The organism is Pseudomonas sp. RtIB026, from assembly GCF_016861355.2.
In the GTDB taxonomy this organism is placed as follows: Bacteria; Pseudomonadota; Gammaproteobacteria; order Pseudomonadales; family Pseudomonadaceae; genus Aquipseudomonas; species Aquipseudomonas peradeniyensis.
Genome location: NZ_AP023348.2, coordinates 800,395 through 825,870 on the forward strand (window position 1 = coordinate 800,395; position 25,476 = coordinate 825,870).

27 protein-coding genes and 2 pseudogenes are annotated in these 25,476 nt (G+C 60.8%); 10 read left to right on the forward strand and 19 right to left on the reverse strand.

Features of this window, described 5'->3' with window-relative positions; translation table 11 throughout:
* Nucleotides 1-58: 58 nt before the first annotated feature.
* From PRtIB026_RS26540 to PRtIB026_RS03645, 3 genes are all read right to left on the reverse strand, one after another.
* Entirely contained in the window at nt 59-388 is a 330-nt protein-coding gene (locus PRtIB026_RS26540) for a DUF1508 domain-containing protein (protein WP_033964382.1), read from the reverse strand.
* Nucleotides 389-498: 110 nt separating this feature from the next.
* The gene (locus PRtIB026_RS03640) at nt 499-1,062 is read right to left on the reverse strand and encodes a MarR family transcriptional regulator (protein WP_033964384.1); all 564 of its coding nucleotides are present in this window, start codon (nt 1,060-1,062) and stop codon (nt 499-501) included.
* Nucleotides 1,063-1,082: 20 nt separating this feature from the next.
* Entirely contained in the window at nt 1,083-2,153 is a 1,071-nt protein-coding gene (locus PRtIB026_RS03645; protein WP_235583234.1) for an ATPase, read from the reverse strand.
* Nucleotides 2,154-2,864: 711 nt separating this feature from the next.
* Here PRtIB026_RS03645 and PRtIB026_RS03650 point away from each other — a divergent pair.
* The 3 genes from PRtIB026_RS03650 to PRtIB026_RS03660 all read left to right on the forward strand — a co-directional run bounded on the left by PRtIB026_RS03650 (nt 2,865) and on the right by PRtIB026_RS03660 (nt 7,403).
* Nucleotides 2,865-4,676 carry an ATP-dependent nuclease gene (locus PRtIB026_RS03650; protein WP_203649020.1) on the forward strand — a complete coding sequence of 604 codons (1,812 nt, stop codon included), beginning with the start codon at nt 2,865-2,867 and terminating at the stop codon, nt 4,674-4,676.
* A 63-nt stretch (nt 4,677-4,739) separates the two neighbouring features.
* Nucleotides 4,740-6,398 (forward strand): UvrD-helicase domain-containing protein, encoded by a 1,659-nt coding sequence (locus PRtIB026_RS03655; RefSeq protein ID WP_267813896.1) that lies wholly within the window; start codon nt 4,740-4,742, stop codon nt 6,396-6,398.
* A gap of 450 nt (nt 6,399-6,848) precedes the next feature.
* Nucleotides 6,849-7,403 carry a hypothetical protein gene (locus PRtIB026_RS03660; RefSeq protein WP_203649015.1) on the forward strand — a complete coding sequence of 185 codons (555 nt, stop codon included), beginning with the start codon at nt 6,849-6,851 and terminating at the stop codon, nt 7,401-7,403.
* Between the two features lie 281 nt (nt 7,404-7,684).
* Here PRtIB026_RS03660 and PRtIB026_RS03665 read toward each other — a convergent pair whose 3' ends face one another.
* The 3 genes and pseudogenes from PRtIB026_RS03665 to PRtIB026_RS03675 all read right to left on the reverse strand — a co-directional run.
* Nucleotides 7,685-7,966, reverse strand: a complete 282-nt coding sequence (locus PRtIB026_RS03665) for a hypothetical protein (RefSeq protein WP_203649012.1) — start codon at nt 7,964-7,966, stop codon at nt 7,685-7,687.
* A complete protein-coding gene (locus PRtIB026_RS03670; RefSeq protein ID WP_203649010.1) occupies nt 7,963-8,364 on the reverse strand; it encodes a hypothetical protein in 402 nt (133 codons plus the stop codon). The genes PRtIB026_RS03665 and PRtIB026_RS03670 overlap by 4 nt, the downstream gene beginning before the upstream one ends.
* Before the next feature lie 196 nt (nt 8,365-8,560).
* Nucleotides 8,561-8,775, reverse strand: a pseudogene (locus PRtIB026_RS03675) (transposase); the annotation flags it as partial.
* 237 nt (nt 8,776-9,012) lie between these two features.
* Here PRtIB026_RS03675 and PRtIB026_RS03680 point away from each other — a divergent pair.
* On the forward strand, nt 9,013-9,696 hold the full coding sequence (locus PRtIB026_RS03680; protein WP_203649007.1) for a VRR-NUC domain-containing protein: 684 nt from the start codon (nt 9,013-9,015) through the stop codon (nt 9,694-9,696).
* 97 nt (nt 9,697-9,793) lie between these two features.
* Here PRtIB026_RS03680 and PRtIB026_RS03685 read toward each other — a convergent pair whose 3' ends face one another.
* From PRtIB026_RS03685 to PRtIB026_RS03715, 7 genes and pseudogenes are all read right to left on the reverse strand, one after another.
* Complete coding sequence (locus PRtIB026_RS03685; RefSeq protein WP_203649004.1) at nt 9,794-10,078, reverse strand: hypothetical protein; 285 nt, start codon at nt 10,076-10,078, stop codon at nt 9,794-9,796.
* A 170-nt stretch (nt 10,079-10,248) separates the two neighbouring features.
* A pseudogene (locus PRtIB026_RS03690) lies at nt 10,249-11,100 on the reverse strand (YifB family Mg chelatase-like AAA ATPase); the annotation flags it as partial.
* Nucleotides 11,101-11,150: 50 nt separating this feature from the next.
* Nucleotides 11,151-11,585, reverse strand: coding sequence for a DUF2493 domain-containing protein (locus PRtIB026_RS03695; protein ID WP_203648999.1), 435 nt, complete (start codon nt 11,583-11,585; stop codon nt 11,151-11,153).
* Nucleotides 11,586-11,595: 10 nt separating this feature from the next.
* On the reverse strand, nt 11,596-14,307 hold the full coding sequence (mgtA, locus tag PRtIB026_RS03700) for a magnesium-translocating P-type ATPase (protein ID WP_203648997.1): 2,712 nt from the start codon (nt 14,305-14,307) through the stop codon (nt 11,596-11,598).
* A 920-nt stretch (nt 14,308-15,227) separates the two neighbouring features.
* Nucleotides 15,228-15,656 (reverse strand): TOBE domain-containing protein, encoded by a 429-nt coding sequence (locus PRtIB026_RS03705; protein WP_203648995.1) that lies wholly within the window; start codon nt 15,654-15,656, stop codon nt 15,228-15,230.
* 41 nt (nt 15,657-15,697) lie between these two features.
* Complete coding sequence (locus PRtIB026_RS03710) at nt 15,698-16,051, reverse strand: gamma-glutamylcyclotransferase family protein (RefSeq protein ID WP_203648993.1); 354 nt, start codon at nt 16,049-16,051, stop codon at nt 15,698-15,700.
* A gap of 3 nt (nt 16,052-16,054) precedes the next feature.
* The gene (locus tag PRtIB026_RS03715; protein ID WP_203648991.1) at nt 16,055-16,318 is read right to left on the reverse strand and encodes an accessory factor UbiK family protein; all 264 of its coding nucleotides are present in this window, start codon (nt 16,316-16,318) and stop codon (nt 16,055-16,057) included.
* Between the two features lie 405 nt (nt 16,319-16,723).
* On the opposite strand from PRtIB026_RS03715, the gene glnK reads away from it, so the two are divergent.
* The 3 genes from glnK (at nt 16,724) to sutA (ending at nt 19,202) form a co-directional block, all read left to right on the forward strand.
* On the forward strand, nt 16,724-17,062 hold the full coding sequence (gene glnK, locus PRtIB026_RS03720) for a P-II family nitrogen regulator (RefSeq protein WP_002555808.1): 339 nt from the start codon (nt 16,724-16,726) through the stop codon (nt 17,060-17,062).
* A gap of 47 nt (nt 17,063-17,109) precedes the next feature.
* Nucleotides 17,110-18,444, forward strand: coding sequence for an ammonium transporter (locus PRtIB026_RS03725; RefSeq protein WP_028688622.1), 1,335 nt, complete (start codon nt 17,110-17,112; stop codon nt 18,442-18,444).
* Nucleotides 18,445-18,875: 431 nt separating this feature from the next.
* Nucleotides 18,876-19,202: a transcriptional regulator SutA gene (gene sutA, locus PRtIB026_RS03730; RefSeq protein ID WP_203648989.1), complete on the forward strand. Its 327-nt coding sequence runs from the start codon at nt 18,876-18,878 to the stop codon at nt 19,200-19,202.
* A 186-nt stretch (nt 19,203-19,388) separates the two neighbouring features.
* Here the strand turns inward: sutA and PRtIB026_RS03735 are convergent, their stop codons facing one another.
* From PRtIB026_RS03735 to lptM, 6 genes are read right to left on the reverse strand one after another with little or no spacing between them, the layout of a single operon-like run.
* Complete coding sequence (locus tag PRtIB026_RS03735) at nt 19,389-20,084, reverse strand: HAD family hydrolase (RefSeq protein WP_203648987.1); 696 nt, start codon at nt 20,082-20,084, stop codon at nt 19,389-19,391.
* Complete coding sequence (gene xerC, locus PRtIB026_RS03740) at nt 20,081-20,980, reverse strand: tyrosine recombinase XerC (protein WP_203648985.1); 900 nt, start codon at nt 20,978-20,980, stop codon at nt 20,081-20,083. Before xerC ends, PRtIB026_RS03735 begins: the two co-directional genes overlap by 4 nt.
* Nucleotides 20,980-21,690: a DUF484 family protein gene (locus tag PRtIB026_RS03745; RefSeq protein ID WP_203648983.1), complete on the reverse strand. Its 711-nt coding sequence runs from the start codon at nt 21,688-21,690 to the stop codon at nt 20,980-20,982. The genes xerC and PRtIB026_RS03745 overlap by 1 nt, the downstream gene beginning before the upstream one ends.
* A gap of 13 nt (nt 21,691-21,703) precedes the next feature.
* The gene (gene dapF, locus PRtIB026_RS03750) at nt 21,704-22,534 is read right to left on the reverse strand and encodes a diaminopimelate epimerase (RefSeq protein WP_110734086.1); all 831 of its coding nucleotides are present in this window, start codon (nt 22,532-22,534) and stop codon (nt 21,704-21,706) included.
* Nucleotides 22,535-22,538: 4 nt separating this feature from the next.
* Nucleotides 22,539-23,786 carry a diaminopimelate decarboxylase gene (lysA, locus tag PRtIB026_RS03755; protein ID WP_203648981.1) on the reverse strand — a complete coding sequence of 416 codons (1,248 nt, stop codon included), beginning with the start codon at nt 23,784-23,786 and terminating at the stop codon, nt 22,539-22,541.
* Between the two features lie 9 nt (nt 23,787-23,795).
* On the reverse strand, nt 23,796-24,002 hold the full coding sequence (lptM, locus tag PRtIB026_RS03760; RefSeq protein ID WP_203648979.1) for an LPS translocon maturation chaperone LptM: 207 nt from the start codon (nt 24,000-24,002) through the stop codon (nt 23,796-23,798).
* Between the two features lie 207 nt (nt 24,003-24,209).
* On the opposite strand from lptM, the gene cyaY reads away from it, so the two are divergent.
* From cyaY to rnk, 3 genes are all read left to right on the forward strand, one after another.
* Entirely contained in the window at nt 24,210-24,542 is a 333-nt protein-coding gene (gene cyaY, locus PRtIB026_RS03765) for an iron donor protein CyaY (protein ID WP_028688616.1), read from the forward strand.
* Between the two features lies 1 nt (nt 24,543).
* Nucleotides 24,544-24,762 (forward strand): DUF1289 domain-containing protein, encoded by a 219-nt coding sequence (locus PRtIB026_RS03770; protein WP_203648977.1) that lies wholly within the window; start codon nt 24,544-24,546, stop codon nt 24,760-24,762.
* A gap of 156 nt (nt 24,763-24,918) precedes the next feature.
* Entirely contained in the window at nt 24,919-25,329 is a 411-nt protein-coding gene (gene rnk / locus PRtIB026_RS03775) for a nucleoside diphosphate kinase regulator (RefSeq protein ID WP_050703273.1), read from the forward strand.
* Nucleotides 25,330-25,476 lie beyond the last annotated feature (147 nt).

A 25,476-nucleotide genomic window follows, 5' to 3' on the forward strand; every position in this document is an offset into this window, starting at 1 on the left:
GGTTTCTCACCTACGTTGTATCGTCCTTCTTTTAGGGCACTCTGTTTCTTCCTACCTCCTACTTCACGTCTGTGATCTGAGCAGCGGATGCGTACCGCTTCACTGTGTTTATGACTTTTTCTCTTTCCTCAGCCGAAGCGCATCTTGGTCCGTGGCTGATGGCCTTGTTGTTAGAAGCCCTTAGGCGGAACGAGAAACCCGATTCATCGTCCAATCTGCTGTAAAAACGATCATACGGCGAGTGCTCCCTGCACGATTCGATCCCGTTGATGCAATTGGCGAGGCTCTTGTGGGCTTCGCTACGTAGCATCACCTGGTTATCAGCTAGCACGAACTGGAAGTACCAGTCTCCTCCGTTCGGCCTGCGAACTTCGAACCTCGCTTTCATCGATGAGCTCCTTACTCCCCTGATCTCGTTCAGCGACCCTGTTTAACGCCGGCCAAAAAAAATGGAGGCATGCTCAAAGCATACCCCCATTTCTCGATAAAGCAACCCCTTTAAGCAGAATTGCCGATCACCTTGTACACGAATTCCTTACCTCCGCTGCCGGCGGACATTTCCACGCGGGTGATGAACCCTTCCTCGGACAGTCGCTTCAGGCGGGTGCTGGCGTTCTGAACGCTCATCTCGAGCGCTTGGGCAACCTGCGTCGTGGTAACCGAGTGATTGGACATGACCACATTGAGGAGAGGTAGGCTTGACGGTGAAGGTTCGGGACCTACGAATCTACATTGACCGTTCACCCAGCATGTAACTCGGAAATCGCCAGATATTGCGGCACCCTCAAGGTTTGCGATGATGTCTTCATCAGCTAAGTCGCAGATATAAAAGGAGATTTTCTTAGCGTACTGTTTAAAGGTGAATATAAGTGACTCACGAAGAAAAGAAACATCGGCTCCATCAATATTTTTGAGGGATATGCCAATTGTTTTAGCGCCAACTAACTTGGCAATAGAATCCAACAATTGAGCATGAGCCTTCCTACCCCTAAATGTGCCGTAAGGGTTGCTGCTTCCGTCCGTGAAGTCGCGAAGGGCGATTATGTAAGTTTTCTCGTTCATGGCTTGAGTTTAACCAGAATCTATTTATCTGTCAAGTTGAATTCAAATACTATGTGAGTACCTAAAAGCCTAGGTAATCCTAAACGCCAGCTATGTTTATACAAGTCTGGTTTTTCATAGGTTAGCTCGACGGAAAAGTCTTCCTGTCTAATGCTGACCTTTGCGTCAAGGCTCTCAGCATAACCTGAGCTCCTATTTAAACCAGTACCCCCACCACCTTTACCGCGTTTGCTCAATCCGCCGTTGCGCATAGCATGGATGATAAGCTTGGCATTTGAGGCTTCAAGTGTTTCTGGGAACTGAGCCGCAACCTCAGGGTAGTGCTCGTCCAAGGCCGGTCTCAGTGTCGAGCAGATGCCTTTTCCGGAGTCAGAAACCACCGCGACGATACGCGGTGAGCCTTTCCAGTTGTAGCTCTGAAGCCCAGCAAACCCGGGGATGATCGTCTCAGAATGCTCTTCCGCATTGCCAATGAGCTCACCAAGTACTGTATGTAGCTTATTAGCGTGAAGCTCGCCAAAAGCTTCTATAAAACTGAACTTGAAGCGCTCGGGGACGTTCTCTTCGCCGCCGGCCTCGATTGGGAGAAGCTCAACCAATCGCTTGTTGTTAGCTTTCAATCCTTCTGCATTGACGCTAGCGGGGCGACGGGGAAGAACTTTGACACTTTTGTCGAGGCGCTCGAAGAAAAAAGCTCTCCTAAGGTAGGACATTGCCTCAGAGTTTTCGCTGAAGTCGAGCTCAACTAGTGATTTAACTTTTGCGAGCTGGTTAGCGAGTGCAAGGATCCTGGCTGCAGCGCAAAAAAGAACCTTGCGCTCCTTTGGGATCTTCAAAATTATGTGACCGTGGCCACAGTCAAGAGGTGATCCATGCTTGGCCAGTGACCGCTCGAAATGCTCTTGCGTGATCCAAGTGCTGGTCGCAGAGAATTCGATTTGGAGGCGCGCGTCTTTCTTCAATGACCAAGTAGAGTTCTCATCTTTTATAAACTCTCCAAGGTTGTCGTAGAGAAATTTCGTAACTTCCCTTCGCTCGACATTCAACAGCTTTGCGATTTCCCGAGCCTTTAGCTCTGGGGTACCACTCAAGATCTGGATAATCCTTTTCCGCATGGGTGTTCGCTTAGCTCGGTGTTGGTCAACTTTATTGAAGGATCCAATGCCATTCGGACCTTCCTGCCCCAGCTCATGGTCGGGTGGGGGCAGAATTATACAGATAGACTGGTGAGATCGAAACGCCATCAGTCGATTTTCTCGACCTTCGGCCTGATGTCGCCGACTTTGGACTACGGTTGCAAGCAGCAGGTATCAGCTGGCTGCCGCAGACTCTGGATGAGGCTAGTTGTTAAAGAGCGGATGGCCCGGGGCTTGAGCATTCAGTCCTAGTGACGCTTTATCGAAAGCTTAAGTTCACTAAATTTGTACTGTATGCATATACAGTACATGTGCTTTTCTTGAATCGCAAGCCTGTTGCTCGCTGAGTCGCGTAACCGAGTCAATCATGGCGATCGCGCTACCGGATCTGATCCTAGTCCATGTTGCATCGCGCGGTCGGCACAGTCATTGATGGCTAGATCTGTCTAGATCCGTGCGTCTGAACTCCCCCTGGCAAGCAGCATCGGGGGGGCTAAGATGACCGATGTAGCAGGCCCTACGCGTACCGTCATCGCTCTGGGCAATTAGAGCATTGAGCTAGGGGTAGACCAGATCCTGTGAGGCATTTGGACCGTTTATCGACTAGTGTCTGATAGCTATTGGCCTTGATGTACGAGGCTTACACGGGAGCGGGAGCAGACAGATATGCGGGTGGCACGGCTTCAGATTGAGAATTTCCGGGGTATCAAGTGCGCGGACGTTTTGTTTCCCAAGCATGCCGTTATCGTTGGTGACAACAACATCGGTAAGTCGACGCTGCTGGAGGCGATTGATCTGGTGCTGGGCCCTGAGCGGCTGTCCCGTAGGCCTGTGATAGATGAGCACGATTTTTATGCAGGGGAGTATGTCGATCCGCAGGGGCAGCCAGTCCACATCACCATTGAAGCAGTGATCACTGATCTGAACCTGGATCAGGAAATGCGTTTTCGGGATCACATCGAATGGTGGGATAACGGTACGGGAGATCTGCTCGAGGGGCCGCCAGCAGAGAGTACTGACGACCAGATGGTTCAGGCCTGTTTGCGCGTCGTTTTTGTCGGCAGCTACGACGCCGATGAGGATGATTTCACTGGTACCACTTACTTCTGCTCGCCGATGAAACAGGATGGGTCCTACGATTTCTTCAGGACTGCCGATAAGCGTGTCTGTGGATTTCTGTATCTGCGCACGATCCGAACCGGCAGTCGTGCGTTGAGCCTTGAGCGTGGCTCGCTCCTGGACATCATTTTGCGGTTACAGGACGACAAGAATTTCAAAATCTGGGAAGGGCTTTTGGTTGAGCTTCGACAGTTGCAGGTTGCAGCTGATCCGGAGATCGGGATCAACAACATCCTGGCAAATGTGCAGGCCTCAATCCGCGGTTACATGCCCAGCGATGACGGCAGCGATCCCCAAATGCGAGTCACGCAACTGACACGCGAGTCTCTGCGAAAATCGTTAACTGTCTTCATGGCAACCGGTGCGCAGCGCAGTGATAGCGAAGCGCATGCAGCGCCATTCCAGAGCCAAGGCACCGGTACTATCAACATGATGGTACTGGCACTTCTGTCACTGATCGCGGAGCTGAAGCAGAATGTGATTTTTGCGATGGAGGAGCCAGAGATAGCAATCCCGCCGCATATTCAAAAACGCATCATTAACGGTGTGCGCAGCAAGTCAGCCCAAGCGCTGTTTACCTCGCATTCGCCCTACGTGCTCGAAGAATTCGAACCCGAGCAGGTCATCGTTATCAGCCGAAACGATGGGAAACTGAGTGCCATGCCTGCAGGGCTGCCGCCGGGCATCAAAGCAAAAATGTACCGACAGGACATGCGGCTGCGTGTTTGTGAGGCCCTTCTGGCACGTCGGGTGCTGATTGCCGAAGGCCGGACGGAATACGACGCTTGGCCCGCCGTAGCGCGACTGCTTCATCAGCAGGAGCCGGAGTCTTTCATGCCGCTTGAGGCGTTGGGCATCCCAATCATCGATGCGACGACCGACTCGCTAATCGCTCCGATGGGTGCTTACTACCGCAGGCTCGGGAAGAAGGTCTATGCCGTTTTCGACGAGCAGGCATCCGAACAATTGGAAGCTATTAGGGCGTCGGTTGACTACCCCTATCAAGCGCCTGAGAAAGGTTTCGAGAACGTCGTTCTCAAAGGAACCGATGAGGAAGTGTTGCGCGGCTGGGTTGCGTCTCTGGTCGACAGCGGTGCTTGGCCTTCAGACTTAAAGGATAAGGCCCCGGGCCCTGATGCCACGAAGGATGAGGTAGCAGCGATTGTAGGGGTGCTGCTGAAGCGCTGGAAAGGCGATGGTGCTGCTGCCAGCTTACTTTGTACCGCCATGACCCGACATCACCTCCCGGAATTCATTGTCAGCACCCTCGAGAGCATTACAGCCACAATTGTCCCCAAGAAGCCCGAGCCTGAATTTCCAGAACTGGATGATGACCTTCTCGATTTGGTCGGGCCTTAACAGATGATAGTGCTTGATCAGTCTCGACGGGATGTTATCGACTCTCCCAGCCATCTGGTCGTGATGGGGGGCCCTGGCTCAGGGAAAACCACAGTCGCATTGCTTAAAGCTGAAGCATTTCTAGGCCGACTAGACCTCACAGAGTACCAGCAGGTGCTATTCCTGAGCTTCGCCAGAGCAACGGTCGCAAGGGTTGCGGAACAGGCCGGAAAGATGCTGCCGAAACTCGAGCAGGCTCGGCTCGAGGTCAACACCTACCATGGCTTCACGTGGAATTTACTGCGCAGCCATGGCTACTTACTCCGCAACGGGCGGCCCTTATCACTGCTTCCTCCGCCAGAGGCTGCAGCGCGATTGTCCACATTGAGTGCAGAACAGATAGCCTTGGAGAAAATCAGGCTGCTCGAGGAGGAGGGACTGTTGCACTTCGACCTGTTCGCCAGCAATGCTGCCATGTTGCTGGAGAGAAGCCAGTCGCTGCAGCGCATCTACGGCAACAGCTATCCACTTGTCATACTCGACGAGTTCCAGGACACGAACGAGGACGAGTGGCGTTTCATCCGCGCGCTGACTCGACATAGCCAGGTGCTGGCTTTGGCTGACCCGGAACAACGGATCTACGAATTTCGCGGTGCCAGTGCTAACAGGATTCAAGAGTTTGAAGAAGCTTACCGTCCCGCCTCCTTTTCTTTTGGAATGGAAAATCACCGGAGCACGGGGACCGACATCGTTCAGTTCGGCAACGACCTGCTGACAGGTGCCAACAAGCATCGAGCCTACACTGATGTGGCGGTGACGCCCTACGTCCCGCGTAAAGGGATGCTTCATCGGGCTTTCAAATTTGCGGTTCTGACCGCTATAGGACGGTTGAATAGAGATGGACGTGATTGGTCGCTTGCTATTTTGGTGCCCAGCAAGAGTTTCATGGCTGAGGTTTCCGCGTACTTGTCGAGTGACTCAGATAGTTTGCCTAGACTTTCCCATGAAGTGGCGTTTGACCAAGAAGCTGCTGCGCTCTCTGCTACGGCGATCGCTGCGCTTCTCGAAGGTGGCGCGACTGCAGAGATCATTACTGAAAGGCTCCTAAGAAATTTATGTGCTCACCTGCGTGGCAGGAAAGGCGAGAAGGCCCCCAGTAAGCCACATCTGGAATTGGTGCTCGCTTTTGAGCAATTGTTCGGAGGTCAGACGCTTCGCAGGCTACCGCACAAGCGGATTCTCGCTGCCGTACAGACTATCGCGGTCCAGCGCCTTTATCTGCAACTGACTGGCGACCCTCAGGTCGATTGGATCGCCATGCGACAGCTGCTGGACTCAAGCACTGAGCAGGTTCTCAATCAGATCGGTATCGATGCTCGGTATGTCCGCTTGCTTGGGAAGGGATCCCTCCTTCGAAGCCGGTTGAGCGAACTATGGCGCTCAGCTGGAGGTTACCCAGGAGCAGAGGGGCTGGTCCGGGATGCCCTTGTTCAGGATCACTTCCAAGCGGTGACCAAGGACTGGAAGGGCCTCCATCTGATGACCATGCACAAGTCGAAAGGGAAAGAGTTCACAGAGGTCATATTGTACGAGGGGCTGATGAGGGGGCGATTTTTACAGGCAGGGGCAACCCCCGATCGCGTGCGTCAGGCCCGTTTAGCCATGCGTGTCGCGGTCACTCGTGCAATGAAAAAGGCGACAATACTGACCCCGAATGGGCGATTTCGCTGCCCGCTGCTTTGAGCGTTTGAAGGCATGCCAATTGGCGATCGTTGACCCAGTGCTTGCGGAAGATTTGTCTCGTTGCTGCCTATCGCTGGAGGCCACTTTGGGTAGGTAGCGCCATGTACAAAGGGCTGCTAATGCCATTTACGCGGCTATGAGCGTATGGACACTTTCCAGCAAGTGCTTTCGACCGAAAGCGAACGTTCATGAATGGCTACCATTGGCAAAAGAAGGTAACCGCTCTATAAACCCCAGACTCAAAGCATCCAGCTGATCCCGGATGCTGTGTCGTCTAACAGCCCGCGACTTGTAGGGTAAAGGGACTGAACCGAAGGCTTCTACACCTACTTGAGTCGTTGGCTCACATCGGCCAGGACATCGCTCATTTCCGGCGGACGCTCGCATACTCGAGTGATTAACTCACTTGCCTTGAGGGCAGCGAGATCTCAATAAAAAGGTGGCGCATTGATGTCGCGGCTCGATATTCTCAGAGGCCAATCCGCTGATTTTTATGGAGAAATTATGTCGTTGTCTGACTTCTGGTTGAGCGTAGTTGCTTCGATTGTCGCGGCCGTTCTGGTCATGCTCGCTGCCAAAATTACCTTGGAAAAATGGAAGAAGGTTGCGATTGGGATCGGAGCGCTGGCCATCGGCTGCACTATCGTCTCGTTCTTGATTTTCGCAGGACTGACTGTGACGAAAGAGTTCTCGGCTCATCAAGAGCGCTCTGCACTACAGGCGAAGATCGATGCTTACACCAGAGGTCACTATCCAGTGGAATACGACAAGGGATATCGCTTGGAGGTGACTAAGCTGGGCGAGCGGCCGCTTCTGGCTTTCATGTATCCAGAGGGAGTTGAGGCATCGCCAGCGATTCACCCATGGAGCAACGATACGTTCGCGTTCGAGATTGAGATTTTGCTGAACGACAACGGTTATCCCGGCACTCCGGCCTGGGCATATGAAATGAGGCCCATGACTCCAGAGCAAGTCAGCCACCTGATGCAAAGAAAGCTGGACTAAGTGTCACCGCTCTTGCCCCTGCTGTAGAGCCACTGGAGCACTGGAAGTAGCTCCTTTCTGGAGTGTAGTCAGGTCCGAGGAGGCCTTACGTATCCGAGCTTGGCCGGCTCCTGCAGGTCGGGCTTAGTCACACTAGTTTCGAATGATTCAAATTTGTTTCGGGGGCCGACAGACGTCACCGGAGTCTTGGGCAGGTCGCTCGCCAAGTATTGGGTTCAACCATAGTCATGTTCTCGTCACGAGATTACATCGCAGGCAATCGAGCCGGAATAGGATGCTCATCAGTAGCGGTACTCTTGCGGCGAGAGGCGTCCCTGGGGACCAAACAACAGCGTGGCAGTGAACTTTTCCAAATAGGCCACCGCTTCCTCTGGCGCGTGCTGCGTGAAATACGCCCGTTGCGCTGCGGGCAGTATGGCGCGGTGCGCCAGACAGGCTTTCACCATGTCTGCCAGCAGAGAACCGCGAACGTCGTAACGCGCATCCACTGTGTCTAGGACCGTGCGATAGCAGGAGTGGTAGGTCGATTGATGATCGACATGCCGTTGGCTATCACGACTCATCCCTGGCTTCCCGCCTGCCAGGAGGCCAGAAACTGCAGCACTCGCTCAACCTGGCCCTGACTGACCAGTTGCTCTGCGGTCTGCTGTTTGAAGGTCGGTAACGGCTCGAGGCGAAACCACGTGATCGCCCGCTCGATGGTAACGCCGCTCTCGTCTACGGCTAAGATCACACGCAGGACATCCGCGATATAGCGTTGCGTCGCTTCGGTATCGGATTCGCTGGCCGCTCCTTGTTTGCTGCGACGATAGGCTGCGACATGGTCGGCAAACACGGCTGGGCTAAGTCTAAAGATCTCAATATAGCGCTCAACCGAGTAGGGTGCCCCGGTCGTGGGACACAGGCAGTCAATCAGTTCGGCAGCCAACAGTGGCGCTGGCTGGAATGCTCCCTGGTTCATGGCTATTCCTCCTGCCACGTTTCGCTCACAGCATGCTCGCAAATCTACGAGAAACAAAGCTCCCGTTCGCTATCCCAGGTCATTTATGATTTCCTTTCCAATAAGTCTCCCAAAGCTGAGCGGAACCGGGGTCTTCCCAGTATTGGCGGAAAGGTGATTGTGGAAATCCAGCGCATCATCGGGCTGGGCGCCTCTCCACGACCTCGGTGCGACGCTTGATCTCGGCGTTCAAATGCTCCAGCGGATTGGTGCTGTGCAACTGCTGTCGCGGCACTTTGGAAAACGCCATGTGTGCCAGTACTTCGTCCTAGCAGCCGTCCATGAGCGTCGCGATCTTCGGGTATCTCTCTCGTAATTGATTAGCCACCAGCGCCATTGCTGATGACATTTCTGCTGGCTGTCCTGACAATACCGTCCGCAGCAGACGCTACGTTGGTGGTCGGGGGGAAAGTGTGCCGCGCCGATATTATCGGCAGCGTGGATTAGAAAGCCTGTTCTCCATATGATCCAAACCCAGGCCGTCGACCTGAACGGTCGCCAACTACGGCCTAGGGGCTGGTCAAGGCCGCCACACCACCGTCCCTGATCAGTCTATCCAGCCTGGGGCGAGCCGGTACCTTAATTACTCAGATGGAAGCGCGACCTGTCATGAAGGCACCCAAGGCAACTCTGGCTCAACAGTGTGAAGGGATCGGCTGGTCGATCACTGACCTAGTAGCACACAAGCACGACAAGCGCAGTTGGTCGATCAATGGTGGGCCAGCTGGACTGCCAGAAGAGGTTGTTGGCCAGACATACGCCACCGGCGGCGCGCGAGTGAGCTACTGTGAGGGCGGCTCTGTCTTGCTCCTGCTGAAGGCCGCAGCTCTGGAAACCCTGGCTAGGCTCAACACCTTCAATGACCGAGACGACGCTATCGTCCGGTTCCTGGAGGCTCAGATGACCATCTTGGCCGGGCATACGGACGAGATTGTCGACACAGTTCGGTCAATCACACCAGATGGAGTGGCGCGCAATGTGCGCGAGCTGGCCACCAACGCCAGGCTCAGGACTTTCTTCCCGCGTGTACGTGCCGACTTCATGCTGGACCTGTACCAGCAGATGGGTAACGAGATGCTCGCCAAGATCCTGGAGGCCTTCTCGGCCGCACCTTACGACTACCGGGCAGGTTGGCCTGATTTGATCGTGCTCGGCGATGATGCGATCAAGTTTGTCGAGGTGAAGACCAATGACCGGCTGCTCGATACGCAGGTACGGTTCGCAACTGGGATCGGGAATCCGATGGGCTTTGACTGTGGAGTTGTGCGCCTTACTGCGATCAAGGGCGCCTAGCGCTGAGACTGCTACCGGTCAGCTATGACTGTCGGGAGGTGCAACCCCTTACTTCAGCTAGGAAGCAGAAGTGAGGGATTGCAGGTGCAGCGATCGGTTAGGCTGGGCTAGGAACTGCGCGAGTGCTCGCCTTTTCCTTGCGCTGCCTCTCCAGGCAGCGATTAACCGCCTCCGTAATAGGCGTATCGCCCTTTTTCACTGCGCTCATGTACATAACCGCAGCAGCGGCCTGCATTACGGATTGAGCAGAGCCTGGGTTTGCCATGTCCTTGACCATTTCTAGGACAATTTCAGCGTCGGTCACGCCATTTTTTTCTGCGCGTCCAAGAGCTTTGAACTCTTTTCTCGCGCGGGTTTGCTGCGTTTGAATCGGACTTTTCATGGTACAACCCTTTCGGTGATTAGGACTCGGGATTGAGACCTAGCCTGAATATATGCAGGGCAGGGTGAGTATTTTCAATTGGATCCAGCAGCCGGTTTCTGGTCAGCCGGGGTACCGGGATGGTCCATCCAGTCGCATTAATTTCGAAAAAATCGCATTTATTTCGAAATCCGACAGCCACCGCCCACCAATGCCGGGCCGGATGCGGAATGATGGGGGTGACGAAAGGGTCTCTGCGGCCAGCTGTCGAGCGGTGCATGGCCACTGACCGAGCGGATCGCCGCCACCTCCAGCGCTTCACGCTCGTCCAGCGGCGGCAGCAGCCCGGGCAGGCGGCTGGCGAGCAGGGTCTTGCCGGTGCCCGGGGGACCTGTGAACAGTAGGTTGTGCGCCCCGGCCGCGGCGACCAGCAGGGCGCGCTTGGCGGCGATCTGGCCCTGGACTTCGCTGAGGTCCGGATAGGGGCGTTGTTCCAGCAGCAAGCCATTGGCTGCGTAGGGAGACAGCGCGGGCTGGCCGTTCAGGTGGGCCACCAGCTCGCGCAGGTGCCCCATTGCATACACCACCAGGCCGCTGGCCAGGCTGGCCTCCTCGGCATTCTCCCGAGGCACCACCAACGCCCGGCCCGCATCCCGGGCCGCCAATGCCGCGGGCAGCACGCCCTGTACCGGGCGCAATGCACCCGACAGGGCCAGTTCGCCCAGGCATTCGATATCGTCGAGGGTGGCTACCGGCACCTGGCCATTGGCGGCGAGGATGCCCAGGGCGATGGCCAGGTCGTAGCGGCCACCGTCCTTGGGCAGGTCGGCGGGGGCGAGGCTCTGGGTGATGCGCCGGGCCGGGTAGTCCAGGCCGGAGTTGACGATGGCGCTGCGTACCCGGTCCTTGCTCTCCTTGACCGTGGTTTCCGGCAGGCCGACCAGGGTAAGCGTGGGCAGGCCGTTGGCCAGGTGGGTTTCGACGCTGACGGCGGGGGCCTGCACGCCCACCTGGGCGCGGCTGTGGACGAGGGCGAGGGACATGGGCACTCCGTGTTTGCAGGTGATGGCCGCGTCCTGCGGCCTGGCAAAGCTTAGTGGTGCTCCTGGGCAGGTGGACGAGAAGAGTGCGTCGAGTTTTGTCCGGCCTGGCACTCAATACCGTTGGCGCCTGCCGCCCGAGGCTGTCTGCCACAGAGCACCGGAATCCCCGAACCCCGCGCCCGCGCCAGCAGCTCCTCGGTGTCGTCGCCGCCCGGCAGCGCCAGCACCAGGTCGGGCCGGCTGTCGCGCAGCATGAAGACGTTGCGCAGGCGCTCGGCCAGCTTGCCGTGTAGCTGCCAGTTGGGCGGGTAGCGCACGATGTCGGCGCCCTGCTCGCGGGCCCAGCCTTCGATCTCGCCGCCCAGGTGCTGGCTGCCGCCGTGGATCAGCACCCGGATCGGTTGCTGGCGCTGGAGGGCGTCCAGCGCCTGGCGGCAGCGTTGGCTGTCGGCGTAGTTGCGCCCCGCGCAGATCAGTACGCGCATGGCCACCCCCTCAGAACCACTGGCCGAAGCGGCGGATGTACAGGGTCTTAATGCCCTGGGCCACCAGGCAGTAGCCCAGCAGGGTGGCGGCCAGCCACGGGAAGTATTCCCAGGGCAGCGGCACCAGCCCGACCATGGCCCCCAGCGGCGAGAACGGGATGTAGATGCCAAGGCACATCACCAGGCCGGTGGCCAGGATCACCGGCAGCGCCGCGGTGCTCTGGAAGAACGGCACCTTGCGGGTGCGCAGCATGTGCACCACCAGCGTTTGCGACAGCAACCCCTCGATGAACCAGCCGGACTGGAACAGCGCCTGCATTTCCACGCTGTTGGCGGCGAACACGTACCACATCAGGGCGAAGGTGGTGATGTCGAAAATCGACGAAGTGGGGCCGATCCACAGCATGAAACGGCCGATGTTGCGGGCATCCCATTTGCGTGGTTCGCGCAGGAATTCCTTGTCCATGCGATCCCACGGCAGCGACAGCTGGGAGAAGTCGTACATCAGGTTCTGCAGCAGCAGGTGGATCGCCAGCATCGGCATGAACGGGATGAACGCGCTGGCCACCAGCACCGAGAACACGTTGCCGAAGTTGGAGCTGGCGGTCATGCACAGGTACTTCATGATGTTGCCGAAGGTTTCGCGGCCCTTGAGCACGCCTTCTTCCAGCACCATCAGGCTCTTTTCCAGGAGGATGATGTCGGCCGATTCCTTGGCGATGTCGGTACCGCTGTCCACCGAGATGCCCACGTCGGCATCGCGCAGCGCCGGGGCGTCGTTGATGCCGTCGCCAAGGAAGCCCACGGTGTGGCCGTTGGCCTGCAGCGCCTTGAGCACCCGCGACTTCTGCAGCGGGGTGAGCTTGGCGAACACCGTGCGTTCCTCGACCAGCGCCTTGAGCTGGGTGTCGTCCAGGCGCTCGATGTCCTGGCCGAGCAGCGGCTGGCCGGGCGCAAGGCCCACTTCGCGGCAGACCTTGCAGGTGACCACCGGGTTGTCGCCGGTCAGCACCTTCACCTTCACGCCCATCTCGCGCAGGGCGGCGATGGCCGGGCCGGCGGTTTCCTTGGGCGGGTCGAGGAAGGTCAGGAAGCCCCGGATCACCAGCTCGCGCTCGTCATCGGTGTGGTACTGGGGCTTGCCGGCGGCGGCCGGAATGTCGCGGGTGCCAACCAGCAGCACGCGGAAGCCCTCCTGGTTGTAGGCGCTGGCGGTATCCAGCAGTTGCTGGCGTCGTCCGGCATCCAGGACGACCCGCTGGCCGCCTTCTTCGACATGGGTGGCGATGGCCAGCATTTCCTCGACGGCGCCCTTGCTCACCAGCAGGTGGTCGCCCAGGGCATCCTTGACGATCACCGACAGGCGCCGGCGGATGAAGTCGAAGGGCAGCTCGTCGACCTTGGCGTAGGCATAGGGTGGCTGGAAGCCCTGGTCTTCGCCGGCAAAACGCAGCACGGCCTGGTCCATCAGGTTCTTCACGCCGCTCTGGTGGTGGCTGTTGAGCCAGGCCAGTTCCAGCAGGCGCGGGTCCTGGTGGCCGCTGGCGTCGACGTGGTGCTCGAGGATGATGCGGTCCTGGGTCAGGGTGCCGGTCTTGTCGGTGCACAGCACGTCCATCGAGCCGAAGTTCTGGATGGCGTTCAGGCGCTTGACCACCACCTTGCGCCGGGCCATGGCCACGGCGCCCTTGGCCAGGTTGGCGCTGACGATCATCGGCAGCATTTCCGGGGTCAGGCCCACGGCCACGGCCAGGGCGAACAGGAAGGCGTCGCTCCAGTCGCCCTTGACCACGCCGTTGAGCATGAACACCACCGGCACCATCACCAGCATGAAGCGGATCAGCAGACGGCTGACGCTGTTCACCCCGCGGTCGAAGGCGGTCTGGCTGCGCGAGCCGACGATGGCCTTGGCCAGCGAACCGAAGTAGGTGCGCTTGCCGGTGGCCACCACCACGGCGCGGGCGCGGCCGCTGACCACGTTGGTGCCCATGAAGCCGATGTTGGGCAGGTCCAGCAGGCCGCTTTCATCGTTGGCGCTGCCTCCGGCGGATTTCTGCGCGACGTGGCCGAGGGTGTCGTATTTCTCCACCGGCAGCGCTTCGCCGGTCAGTACGGCCTGGCTGATGAACAGGTCGCGGGACTCGATCAGGCGGATATCGGCGGGGATCATGTCGCCAGCGGCCAGTTGCACGATGTCGCCGGCCACCAGTTCGTTCATCGGCACTTCGCGCAGGCGCGCTGGCTGGTCGTGGCGCTCGCGGCGCAGCACGGTGGCGGTGGTACGGACCATGGCCTTGAGCGCATCGGCGGCCTTGGCTGAGCGGTATTCCTGCCAGAAGCGCAGCAGGCTGCTGAGGCTGACCATGGTCATGATGATGATGACCTTGGTCAGGTCGGCTTCTTCCATGTCGCCTGCGCGTACCGGCAGCCAGTAGTCGGTGACGAAGCTGATGCCGGCGAGGGTGAGCAGCACGTAGATGAAGGGGTTGTGCAGGGCCTTGAGCAATTGCACCAGGGCCGGTTGCGGTTTGTCGTGGGCGACCTGGTTGGCGCCGTCGCGCTGCAGGCGCTTGGCGGCCTCGTGTTCGGTCAGGCCCAGCTCGCTGGCGTCGAGGTTGGCCAGGGTCACGGCCAAGCCGTTGCGTGCCTCGCGGGCGGCACGCATGGACAGACGGGCATCATCGCCGGCTTTGCTGTGGGTGTTGCGGTCTTTTACGGTCATTTGGCTGTGCTCCTGCCGCAGGAGGCGGCACGACACACAGTCGACTCACGGTTGCGAAGGTGAGTGAACGTGTCCCGTGTCGCAATGATTCAAACAATGAAAAACGTGGTTTTTCCGACGTTTACGTGTTCGCTGGCGAATGCCGGAAATAAGATCGGCAGCGAACTTTCTACTGGCTGATTCCATGGTCGGTTAATCCCTTTGTTAAATGGCGGGCAATAGAACTTCAACGAACTTTAATTACTTAAAGTTCGGAAGTTTCTGACGATTTATATGGCGTCAGTTCAGCGAACGGACAGCACGGCGCGCGTCACTGCAGGCAGCAACGGGCGCGCTATCGACTGGGCGGTTCCAGGGACAAGGTCAGACCCCAGCCGAGGACAGGACGGTGCGGGGCCTTGTGCGCACAGGTGCGCAGGCGAGGGATGGCGATATCGAGGTTCATGAGCTTGCCTCCGACCGGGCGGGCACCCGGGGCGACAAGCGACGGCGGAGCAGCAGGCTCTGGCGCGGCTTGCCCGACCTAGGGGCGGGCCCGGAGTTCCGGTTCAAGTGCCTGGCGGCCAAAGGCTGCCAGACAGCGACTAGATACTGTGTCCATTGAATTCTTCGTGAGTTGAAATAAAGGCCCGCTTTTCGGGGCGGGTGAACTTTATGCAAAGCATAGCGGGGAAGTCAACCGTGAAGGCGTAACTTAAATATGTTTCATCTGATGGGAGGGAAATTAATGCAATGCACTGCGCAAGTGCTATCGCGGGGCAAGCCCGCTCCTACAGGTTGGCGTAGTACCTGTGGGAGCGGCTTTAGCCGCGAACACCGGCGAAGCCGGTGCCATCCACCGCGTCGCTTGCTTCGCGGCTGAAGCCGCTCCCACAGGGTGCGCGCGCTTCTGCCTGGTCAAGGCAGAAGCAGGCATTCGATCAAGGCTTGGCGCCCAGGATGATGTGCGAGGCCTTGATCAGCGCAGTGGCCTTAACACCCGGCTTCAGGCCGAGCTCCTGCACCGCTTCGCGGGTGACGATGGCATACACCTTGGTACCGCCCGAGAGCTTCAGCACCACCTCGGCATTCACCGCGCCGTCACCGACCCGCAGCACTTCGCCTTCCAGGCTGTTGCGCGCAGACAGCCTGTAGCCGGCGGCATCGGTCATCAGCACTACCCAAGGCGCCTTGACCAGCGCCACGGCCTGCTTGCCGACGTTGATGTTGAGGTTGTGCAGGCTGGCCATGGTGACCACCGCCACCAGCTTCTCGCCGCCGCCCAGGGTCAGCTCGACCTCGGCATTCACCGCGCCAGGCTGGACGGCGCTGACAGTACCTTCGAAGACATTGCGTGCACTGACTTTCATGGGGAAGCACTCCGTGTGATCAATCACCACGCCCAAAGGATTCAGGCGCGTACGTAAACCCAGGCGGTCAGCCCCGAGGCGAGGCCGACGGCGATACGCTTGTAGTCCGATACTTCGTAGCGGTCGGCGGCGGCCAGCTCTTGTTCGCTGATCTGGAAGACCATGCCGGCGACGCTGTCTTCGGCCCGCTCGCTGGGGGAGACGATGGGGTGGTGGCTCTTGCCACTGGTGGCCAGCACTTGCGGGTCGGTGATCTGCACCCAGTCCTGGCGATAGCCCGGCATGCGGTCGGCCTGGCCGGTCAGTTCACGGCCGAAGTTGGCCAGTTGCACGGCCTTGTCCTGCAAGGTGCCGTAGGAGAACAGCAGCACCGGGTAAACGCTGGACGGTTGCATGACTTATTCCTGAGTAGGCGGGGCGATCCGTGCTTCCAGCTCGGCGAATTGCTGCTCGAGGGCTTCGAGGCGGGCGCGGGTGCGGGCCAGCACTACCATCTGGCTGTCGAACTCCTCGCGGCTGACCAGGTCGAGCTTGCTGAAGGCGCCCTGCATCAGCACCTTGAACTGGCTTTCCAGTTCGGCGCGGGGCGCGGCGGTGTCACCGCTGAACAGGCGCGATGCCTGGTCGCTCAGGGCATCGAGGAAGGCTTTGGGCGCGAGCATGTCTGGTATCCGCTGATCACTGAAAGGGCAGCAGTGTAGCACGGGCCCCCAGGCCACTTGCGCTGCACGCTTTTCGCGCAGGGCGGGCAAAGGTCGCGCACCGATTTTGTGCGCTTTTTCCCTGCTGGCGATTGGCCAATCCCTGCTGGTTTACGCAACTACCTGTTTTCCCGTGACTTGTGCCAACTGGCAAGGTTTCTGCAAAGACCTGAGCGAGCCATGCACTGATGCAGTCCCTTGTGACCAGGCAGTGCGCAGGCGGAGCCGGAAGGTTCTTCGTCACAGCCGGATCGTGCGTCGGCGGGGGGATGGAGCCGACGACGCGTTACAAAGCCAGGCGCTGCGCTTAGACTTGAGACGGGTTTGTTTTCCTGGGGCAAGTCCACCAAATCGGGAGAGAGTTTCATGAAGCTAGTCACTGCCATCATCAAGCCGTTCAAGCTGGACGACGTGCGCGAGTCGCTGTCGGAAATCGGCGTTCAGGGCATCACCGTGACCGAAGTCAAAGGCTTCGGCCGGCAGAAGGGTCACACCGAGCTGTATCGCGGCGCTGAATATGTGGTCGATTTTCTGCCCAAGGTGAAGATCGATGTCGCCATCGACGACAAGGACCTCGATCGGGTGATCGAAGCCATCACCAAGGCGGCCAACACCGGCAAGATCGGCGACGGCAAGATCTTCGTGGTCAATCTGGAGCAGGCGATCCGCATCCGTACCGGCGAAACCGATACCGACGCGATCTAAGCGCCAAGCAAAGCCTCACCAAACCCAACGCCCCAGGAGAAAACAACATGACTCTGCGCAAGATCGCAGGGCTAGGAGCCCTATTGTCCCTCGTAATGCCAGGGCTGGCCCTGGCCGAGGAAACTGCCGCCCCCGTGCTGAACTCCGGCGACACCGCCTGGATGCTCACCTCGACGGCACTGGTCCTGTTCATGACCATCCCGGGCCTGGCCCTGTTCTACGGCGGCATGGTGCGCTCGAAGAACGTGCTGTCGGTGATGATGCAGTGTTTCGCCATCACCGGGCTGATCAGCATCCTCTGGGTCATCTACGGCTACAGCCTGGCTTTCGATACCGCGGGTATGGAAAAGGGCGTGCTCAACTTCAATTCCTTCATCGGTGGCTTCTCCAAGGCCTTCCTCAACGGCGTCACGCCGTCGGGCCTGACCTCGGCCACCGCGCTGTTCCCCGAGGCGGTGTTCATCACCTTCCAGATGACCTTCGCCATCATCACCCCGGCGCTGATCGTCGGCGCCTTCGCCGAACGCATGAAGTTCTCGGCGATGCTGATCTTCATGGGCGTGTGGTTCACCCTGGTCTATGCGCCGATCGCGCACATGGTCTGGAGCGGTGACGGCGCGCTGATGTGGGACTGGGGCGTGCTGGACTTCGCCGGCGGCACCGTGGTGCACATCAACGCCGGTATCGCCGGCCTGGTCTGCTGCCTGGTGCTGGGCAAGCGCAAGGGTTACCCGACCACGCCGATGGCCCCGCACAACCTGGGCTACACCCTGATGGGCGCGGCCATGCTGTGGATCGGCTGGTTCGGCTTCAACGCAGGTTCCGCCGCTGCCGCCAACGGCACCGCCGGCATGGCCATGCTGGTGACCCAGATCGCCACCGCCGCCGCCGCCCTGGGCTGGATGTTCGCCGAGTGGATCTTCCACGGCAAGCCAAGCGCCCTGGGCATCGCCTCGGGCGTGGTCGCCGGCCTGGTCGCCATCACCCCGGCCGCCGGCACCGTCGGCCCGATGGGCGCGCTGGTGATCGGCCTGGTGTCCGGCGTGGTCTGCTACTTCTGCGCCACCAGCCTCAAGCGCAAGCTGGGCTATGACGACTCCCTGGACGCCTTCGGCGTACACGGCATCGGCGGCATCATCGGCGCCCTGCTCACCGGTGTGTTCGCGGCGCCTGCCCTGGGCGGTTTCGGCGCGGTCACCGACATCGCCGCGCAGTTCTGGATCCAGGCCAAGGGTGTGATCTTCACCGTGGTCTACACCGCCATTGTCACCTACGTGATCCTCAAGGTCCTGGACCTGGTGATGGGCCTGCGGGTCAGCGAAGAAGAAGAGTCGGTCGGCCTCGACCTGGCTCAACACAACGAGCGCGGCTACAACCTGTAACCGCGATGCTGGAAAACTTGCCCGGTTCGCCGGGCATTTTTTTGCCTGTAATTTACCGTTTGGCCTGGGGCAAACGGTTTCCCTGCGCTGATCGCGACCTGGGGTTAAAACTTACAAGCCATCGGGTGTTTCTGGTGCTTTGCTTTTTCTGCGAGCGCGCTAGAATGCGCGCCGAAGGAAGCTGGACGAGTAGTCCACACACTTCGCTACCCTTTGCTAGGCTTGCCAATAGCCTGTGGCCAGCAAGGGCTCAAAAAATTTTGTCAGGCCTTGCCAGGAGCAGGGCCTGCAGGGTGCCGGACCCCCCATGAGGGGGTGGACACCCAGGGCAGTGGCCAATCCACGGCCAGTTGAATTTTCACTGGTGGCTGCCGGTCTACGGCTGCACCGGTCTATAACTAACCTGCTTTTCGCAAGTCATGAGGTAGAACATGAGCGACGACGATCTGGAAAATGACGACCTCGAGGTAGGCGACGAAGACGAGGCTGATGAAGGCCTTGAGGCAGCGGCTGACGACGGCGCGGAAGACTCCGGCGACGACAGCAGCCCGGCTCCGGCGGCCAAGGGCAAGTCCAAGGCGGCGGTCTCGGTAGACGAGATGCCGAGCATGGAAGCCAAGCAGAAAGAGCGCGATGCGCTGGCCAAGGCGATGGAAGAGTTCCTGTCGCGCGGTGGCAAGGTGCAGGAAGTGGAGGCCAACGTGGTCGCCGATCCGCCCAAGAAGCCGGACAACAAGTACGGCAGCCGCCCTATCTGAGTGGTTGAACGCAAAAAAGCCCGCCGTCGCTGCGGGCTTTTTTGTGCCTGTCAGGTTGGCACGGTCTCTGTAGGAGCGGCCTTGTGCCGCGAAAGGGTCGCAAAGCGGCCCCAGGGTCGTTGTCGATACTAAAATCGCAGCCCTTTCGCGACACAAGGCCGCTCCTACAGGGATGGCGAAGCCTGCTCAGCGCCAGCGCGCGAGCACATCGGGCAACTGCGACAGCCGCTGGATCTCGGCATCGGGCGCCTGCTCGCCGCTCCAGGGCTTGTGTTGCGGGTTGAACCACACCGCCCGCAACCCGGCGCGCTGGGCGCCGGCGATGTCGTCGCCCGGGTGGTCGCCGACGTGCACCGCCGCCCCGGCGTCCACCTCGCCGCGCTTCAGCGCCTCGAGGAACGGTGCCGGGTCCGGTTTGCCGATGCCCAGGTCCTCGGCGCACAGGGCGAAGCGGAAGTAGTCCGCCAGCCCCAGGCGGCGCACGTCGGCATTGCCATTGGTGACCACGCCGAGGGTGTAGTGGTGGCGCAGGATCTCCAGCACCGGCTGCACCTCGGGGAACACCTCCACCTGGTGCCGGGCATGCAGGAACACCTCGAAGCCTTCGTTGGCCAGCTCCTGGGCGTGTTTCTCGCTGTAGCCGACCTCTTCCAGGGCGTGGAACAGCACCCGCCGGCGCAGGGCGCTGATACGGTGCTTGAGGCCCGGCTCGGCCTGTACCAGGCGCTCGCGGATGGAGAACAGGTGCTCCACCGGCACGCCGCCGAGGATCGGCGCGTTGGCTTCGAGCCAGTCGCGCAGGACGACTTCGGCGCTGGCGATGACCGGCGCGGTGTCCCAGAGGGTGTCGTCCAGGTCGAAGGTGATCAGCTTGATGCTCATGAGTCCGTGTCCTTGCTGCGTTTGGCCCGAGGGTGGGCGCTGTCGTACACCGCGGCCAGGTGCTGGAAGTCCAGGTGGGTATAGATCTGCGTGGTGCTGATGTCGGCATGACCGAGCATCTCCTGCACCGCGCGCAGGTCCTGGGACGATTCCAGCAGGTGGCTGGCGAAGGAATGGCGAAGCATGTGCGGGTGCAGGTGCTGGCCGAGCTCGCGCTCGCCGGCGGCCTTGACCCGCAGCTGGATGGCGCGGGGGCCGAGGCGCTTGCCCTGGCGGCTGAGGAACACCGCGCCGTCCCGTGGGCCGGCGATGCCGCGCAGCTTGAGCCACGCCTGCATCGCCTCGCGGGCCTTGCGGCCGACCGGCAGCACGCGGCTCTTGCCGCCCTTGCCGTGCACCTGCACCAGCCCGGCGGCCAGGTCCAGGTGTTCGAGGTCGAGCCCGGTCAGCTCCGACAGGCGCAGGCCGGACGAATAGAACAGTTCGAGGATCGCCTGGTCGCGGCGGGCGATGAATTCGTCGTCGACGCCGCCATCGAGCAGCTGCAGGGCGCGGTCGGTGTCCAGCACCTTGGGCAGGCGCCGCTCACCCTTGGGCGGCGTCAGGCCGTTGGCCGGGTCGTGCTGGCAATCGCCTTCGCGGTTGAGGAAGCGGTACAGGCCGCGCACCGCCGAAAGCAGGCGCGCCAGGCTGCGCGAGGACTGGCCATGGTGGTGCTGGCGGGCGACCAGCTGGCGTAGCTGCTGGACCTGCAGGGCGCCCCAGCCGGCGATGCCCTGGGTGTTGCAGAATTCGATGACTTTCTCGAGGTCGCGACGGTAGGCCAGCAGGGTGTGCTCGGACACCTGGCGCTCGTTGCGCAGGTGAGCGCAATAAGCCTCCAGCTGGCGTTCCATCAGCGCACCGAGCGCAGCGTCTGGGTGAAGCGCGGCACCACGCGGCCAAGCACCTCGGCGATGTAGCTGAGGAACAGGGTGCCGACGCTGCTCTTGTAGTGCTGCGGGTCGCGGCTGCCGATCGCCAGCACGCCGTGCAGGCCCTGGTACTCGAGGGTGGCCACGGCGCTGGAACCGACTTCCTTGTGCTGGGCATCACCGAACAGGAAGGCCAGCTCATGCTCGCGCAGGCTGCCGCTGATGGTCTTGCCGCCGCCGATCAGGCCACCGATGGCCTGTTGCGCCTCGGCACCGGAGACCCAGCGGCCCACGGGCGCGGCGTTTTCGCCGAACAGGATCAGGCTGACGAAGGGCACCTGGAATTCCTGGCGCAGGCTGTCCTCGACCGCCATCACCACCTCTTCGAGGGTGCCTGCGTCGAGCAGGTCGAGGATCAGCCGGCGGGTCTTGTCGAACAGCCGGTCGTTGTCGCGGGCCACGTCCATCAGCTGCGACAGGCGATGGCGCATCTCGATGTTGCGGTCGCGCAGCAGCTTGAGCTGGCGCTCCACCAGCGACACGCTATCGCCGCGCTGGTGGGGGATGCGCTGTTCGAGCAGCAGTTCGTCGTGCTCGGCGAAGAAGGTCGGGTGGGCGCGCAGGTAGGCGACCACCGCTTCGGCATCGAGCTCATGGGCCTGCGGGGATGCAACGTTAGGCTGATCGGTCATGGCGGATACTCGCTTAGAGACGAACTTGTCCTTCGAACACGCGGACGGCGGGGCCGGTCATCAGCACCGGCTTGCCGGGGCCGGCCCACTCGATGCTCAGACGGCCACCCGGCAGGTCGATGGTCACCGGCGAGTCCATCCAGCCCTGGCTGATCGCCGCCACGGCCGCAGCGCAGGCGCCGGTACCGCAGGCCTGGGTCTCGCCGGCGCCACGCTCCCATACCCGCAGGTTGGCGCGGTGGCGGTCGACCACCTGGATGAAGCCGGCATTGACCCGCTGCGGGAAGCGCGGGTGATGCTCGATCTTCGGCCCCAGCTCATGAACCGGCGCACTGCGCACGTCGTCGACGCGCAGTACCGAATGCGGGTTGCCCATGGACACGGCGGCTATCTGGTGCACCTGGCCATCGACTTCCAGCGCGTAGCTGCTGGCCTGCTCGTCGGCAATGAACGGGATATCGGCCGGCACGAAGCGCGGCGGGCCCATGTCGACGCAGATCTGGCCGTCGTTGCGCACATCGAGCTCGATGATGCCGCCCTTGGTCTCGACGCGAATGCGCTTCTTGGCGGTCAGGCGCTTGTCCAGCACGAAGCGGGCGAAGCAGCGCGCGCCGTTGCCGCACTGCTCGACTTCGGAGCCGTCGGCATTGAAGATCCGGTAGCGGAAGTCCACTTCCGGATTGTTCGGCGCCTCGACGATCAGTAGCTGGTCGAAGCCGATACCGGTATTGCGATCGCCCCATTGCTTGGCGTGCTTGGGTTGGATGTGTGCGTGCTGGCTGACCAGGTCGAGGACCATGAAGTCGTTGCCCAGCCCGTGCATCTTGGTAAAACGCAGCAACATGGGTTCACTCCGGCAGCAGGCTTTCGCCGGCGAACAGTTCGGCAATGGTTTCACGGCGGCGCACTTCGAAGGCCTGGTCACCATCGACCAGCACTTCGGCGCAACGGCCACGGGTGTTGTAGTTGGAGCTCATGACGAAACCATAGGCGCCTGCGGAGCGGACGGCCAGGAGGTCGCCCTCGGCCAGGTCCATTACGCGGTCCTTGCCCAGGAAGTCGCCGGTCTCGCAGATCGGGCCGACCAGGTCGTAGGCGCGGCCTTCGCCGTCACGGGGCTTGACCGCGCTGACGTCCATCCAGGCCTGGTACAGGGCAGGACGGATCAGGTCGTTCATGGCCGCGTCAATGATGGCGAAGTCCTTGTGCTCGGTGTGCTTGAGGTATTCCACGCGGGTCAGCAGCACGCCGCCGTTGGCGACGATGTAACGGCCCGGCTCGAACACCAGGGCCAGGTCACGTTCGCCGACGCGCTCGCGAATGGCAGCGATGTAGTCGGCCAGCAGCGGTGGCTGTTCGTCGCGATAGCGCACGCCGACACCCCCACCGAGGTCCAGGTGGCGCAAGTGGATGCCGCACTCGGCCAGGCGATCGACCAGCACCAACAGGCGGTCGAGGGCGTCGAGGAAGGGCTCGACGGTGGTCAGCTGCGAGCCGATGTGGCAGTCGACGCCGACCACATCCAGGTTGGGCAGCTGCGCGGCGCGCACGTAGATCGCCTCGGCGTCGGCGATGGCGATGCCGAACTTGTTCTCTTTGAGGCCGGTGGAAATGTACGGATGGGTGCCGGCGTCGACGTCCGGATTCACACGTAGCGAAACCGGGGCCGTCTTGCCCATTTCGGCGGCAACGACCTGGAGGCGCTCGAGCTCGTCGGTGGACTCGACGTTGAAGCAGTGCACGCCCACTTCCAGGGCGCGGCGCATGTCTTCACGGGTCTTGCCGACCCCGGAGAACACCACGCGATCGGCGCGCCCGCCGGCAGCCAGGACGCGCTCCAGCTCACCGCCGGAAACGATGTCGAAGCCCGCGCCGAGGCGCGCCAGCAGGTTCAGCACGCCCAGGTTGGAGTTGGCCTTGACCGCGAAGCAGACCAGGTGCTCGACCCCTTGCAGGGCGTCGGTGTAGCTGCGGTACTGGGCCTCGATATGGGCGCGCGAGTACACATAGGTGGGCGTGCCGAAGCGTTCGGCGATCGCCGTCAGGGCCACCCCTTCCGCGAACAGCTCGCCGCCGCGGTAGTTGAATGCGTCCATGGGATTTCCTTACTGCGCGGGCGACTCTTCTGGCTGCTCTTGCGGCTGCACCAGCACCGGTTGCGGCTGGACAGGCTTGGCATGCTGGTGCGATTTGCGCGGGCCTTTGCCGTCCTTGCCGTCTTCAGGCAGGTACAGGGGGCCTTTCTGACCGCAGGCCGAAACGAGGCAGGCAACCGCGACCAGCGCCGCGATGGAGGAAATCAGGCGTTTCATGGGTGAAATCCTTGGAAATATGCAGTATTGCGGCCGAGTATACCGAGCGCCCACCTGATTGCCTATGCGAGGGTCGCCCCCGCTCGGCGGGCGTGGGCGACCGAAGGACATGCGGCTTTTTCTTACAGCGATTAGCTTGTAGCTTGAGGCGTTCGCCCTTATCGTGCCCGGCTTGCGTGTGTACAGCCATTTTTCGAGGTCCCTGCAATGAGTTTGAGCGAAGCGCGTTTCCACGACCTGGTCGATGCGACCCAACAGGCCCTGGAAGACCTGTTCGATGAAAGCGGCATGGACCTGGACATGGAGAACTCCGCCGGCGTTCTCACCGTCAAGTTCGACAACGGCAGCCAGCTGATCTTCAGCCGCCAGGAGCCGCTGCGCCAGCTGTGGCTGGCGGACAAATCCGGCGGCTTCCACTTCGACTACGACGAAGAGAGCGGCAAGTGGGTCTGCGAGAAGAGCGAAGAGCTGCTGGGCGAGATGCTCGAGCGCATCGTCTGGGAGCGCGCCGGCGAGAAGCTGGACTTCGACGAGATCTGAGATGAGCGACCTGCCCCGGCCACCCAAGCCGCTCTACAGCAACGTGAGCCCGGCGGTTCCGTCACCTTGTATCAGCATATGTCGGCTGGATGAGCGCAAGGTCTGCACCGGCTGCCACCGCCACGTCGAGCATATCCGCGAGTGGCGCTCGGCCGATGACGAGCGGCGCCGGCAGATCTGTCGTGAGGCGCTGGCCCTGAAATCGCGGGCATCCGCATAGGCACAACGAAGGTGTGGGCTTGAGTATTTGCCCCGCTGTGGTAGTGTCAGGGTCTGCGTCGATGACGCCACAGCATTTCGCAAACCCCGCCCTTGGGCGGGGTTTTGCTTTATCTGCCTGTTGAAAATTGCCTGTTCAAAGGAGTCTGACTGGATCATGAGCACCAAGCCTTCCCTCACCCTCACCCGCTTGGACGTGCAGCGTCTCGAGCGCCTGCTCGACGACCTCGATGAAAGCACCCCGGGTGTGCTCGCCCTGCAGGACGAGCTGGACCGTGCCGAGCAGGTGGTCGGGCATGAAGAGGTGCCGGCCGGCGTGGTGACCATGAATTCGCGGGTGCACTGCCGCGAGATCGCCAGTGGCAAGGACTATCACCTGACCCTGGTGTACCCGAAGGATGCCGGCCCTGAGGGTAATGTCTCGATCCTCGCGCCGATCGGCTGTGCCTTGCTGGGCCTGTCGGTGGGTGACCAGATCGACTGGCCGGCGCCGGGCGGCAAGACCCTCAAGCTGGAGCTGCTGGCGGTCGAGTACCAGCCGGAGGCGGCAGGGGATTTCGATCTCTGATGCTGCGTAAATGCCCTGTAGGAGCGGCCTTGTGCCGCGAAAGGGCTGCGAAGCGGCCCCACCTGCTGTGCCAGGGCATATAGTGCCGGGGCCGCTTCGCGGCCCTTTCGCGGCACAAGGCCGCTCCTACAGAGGGATCGGTGAAGG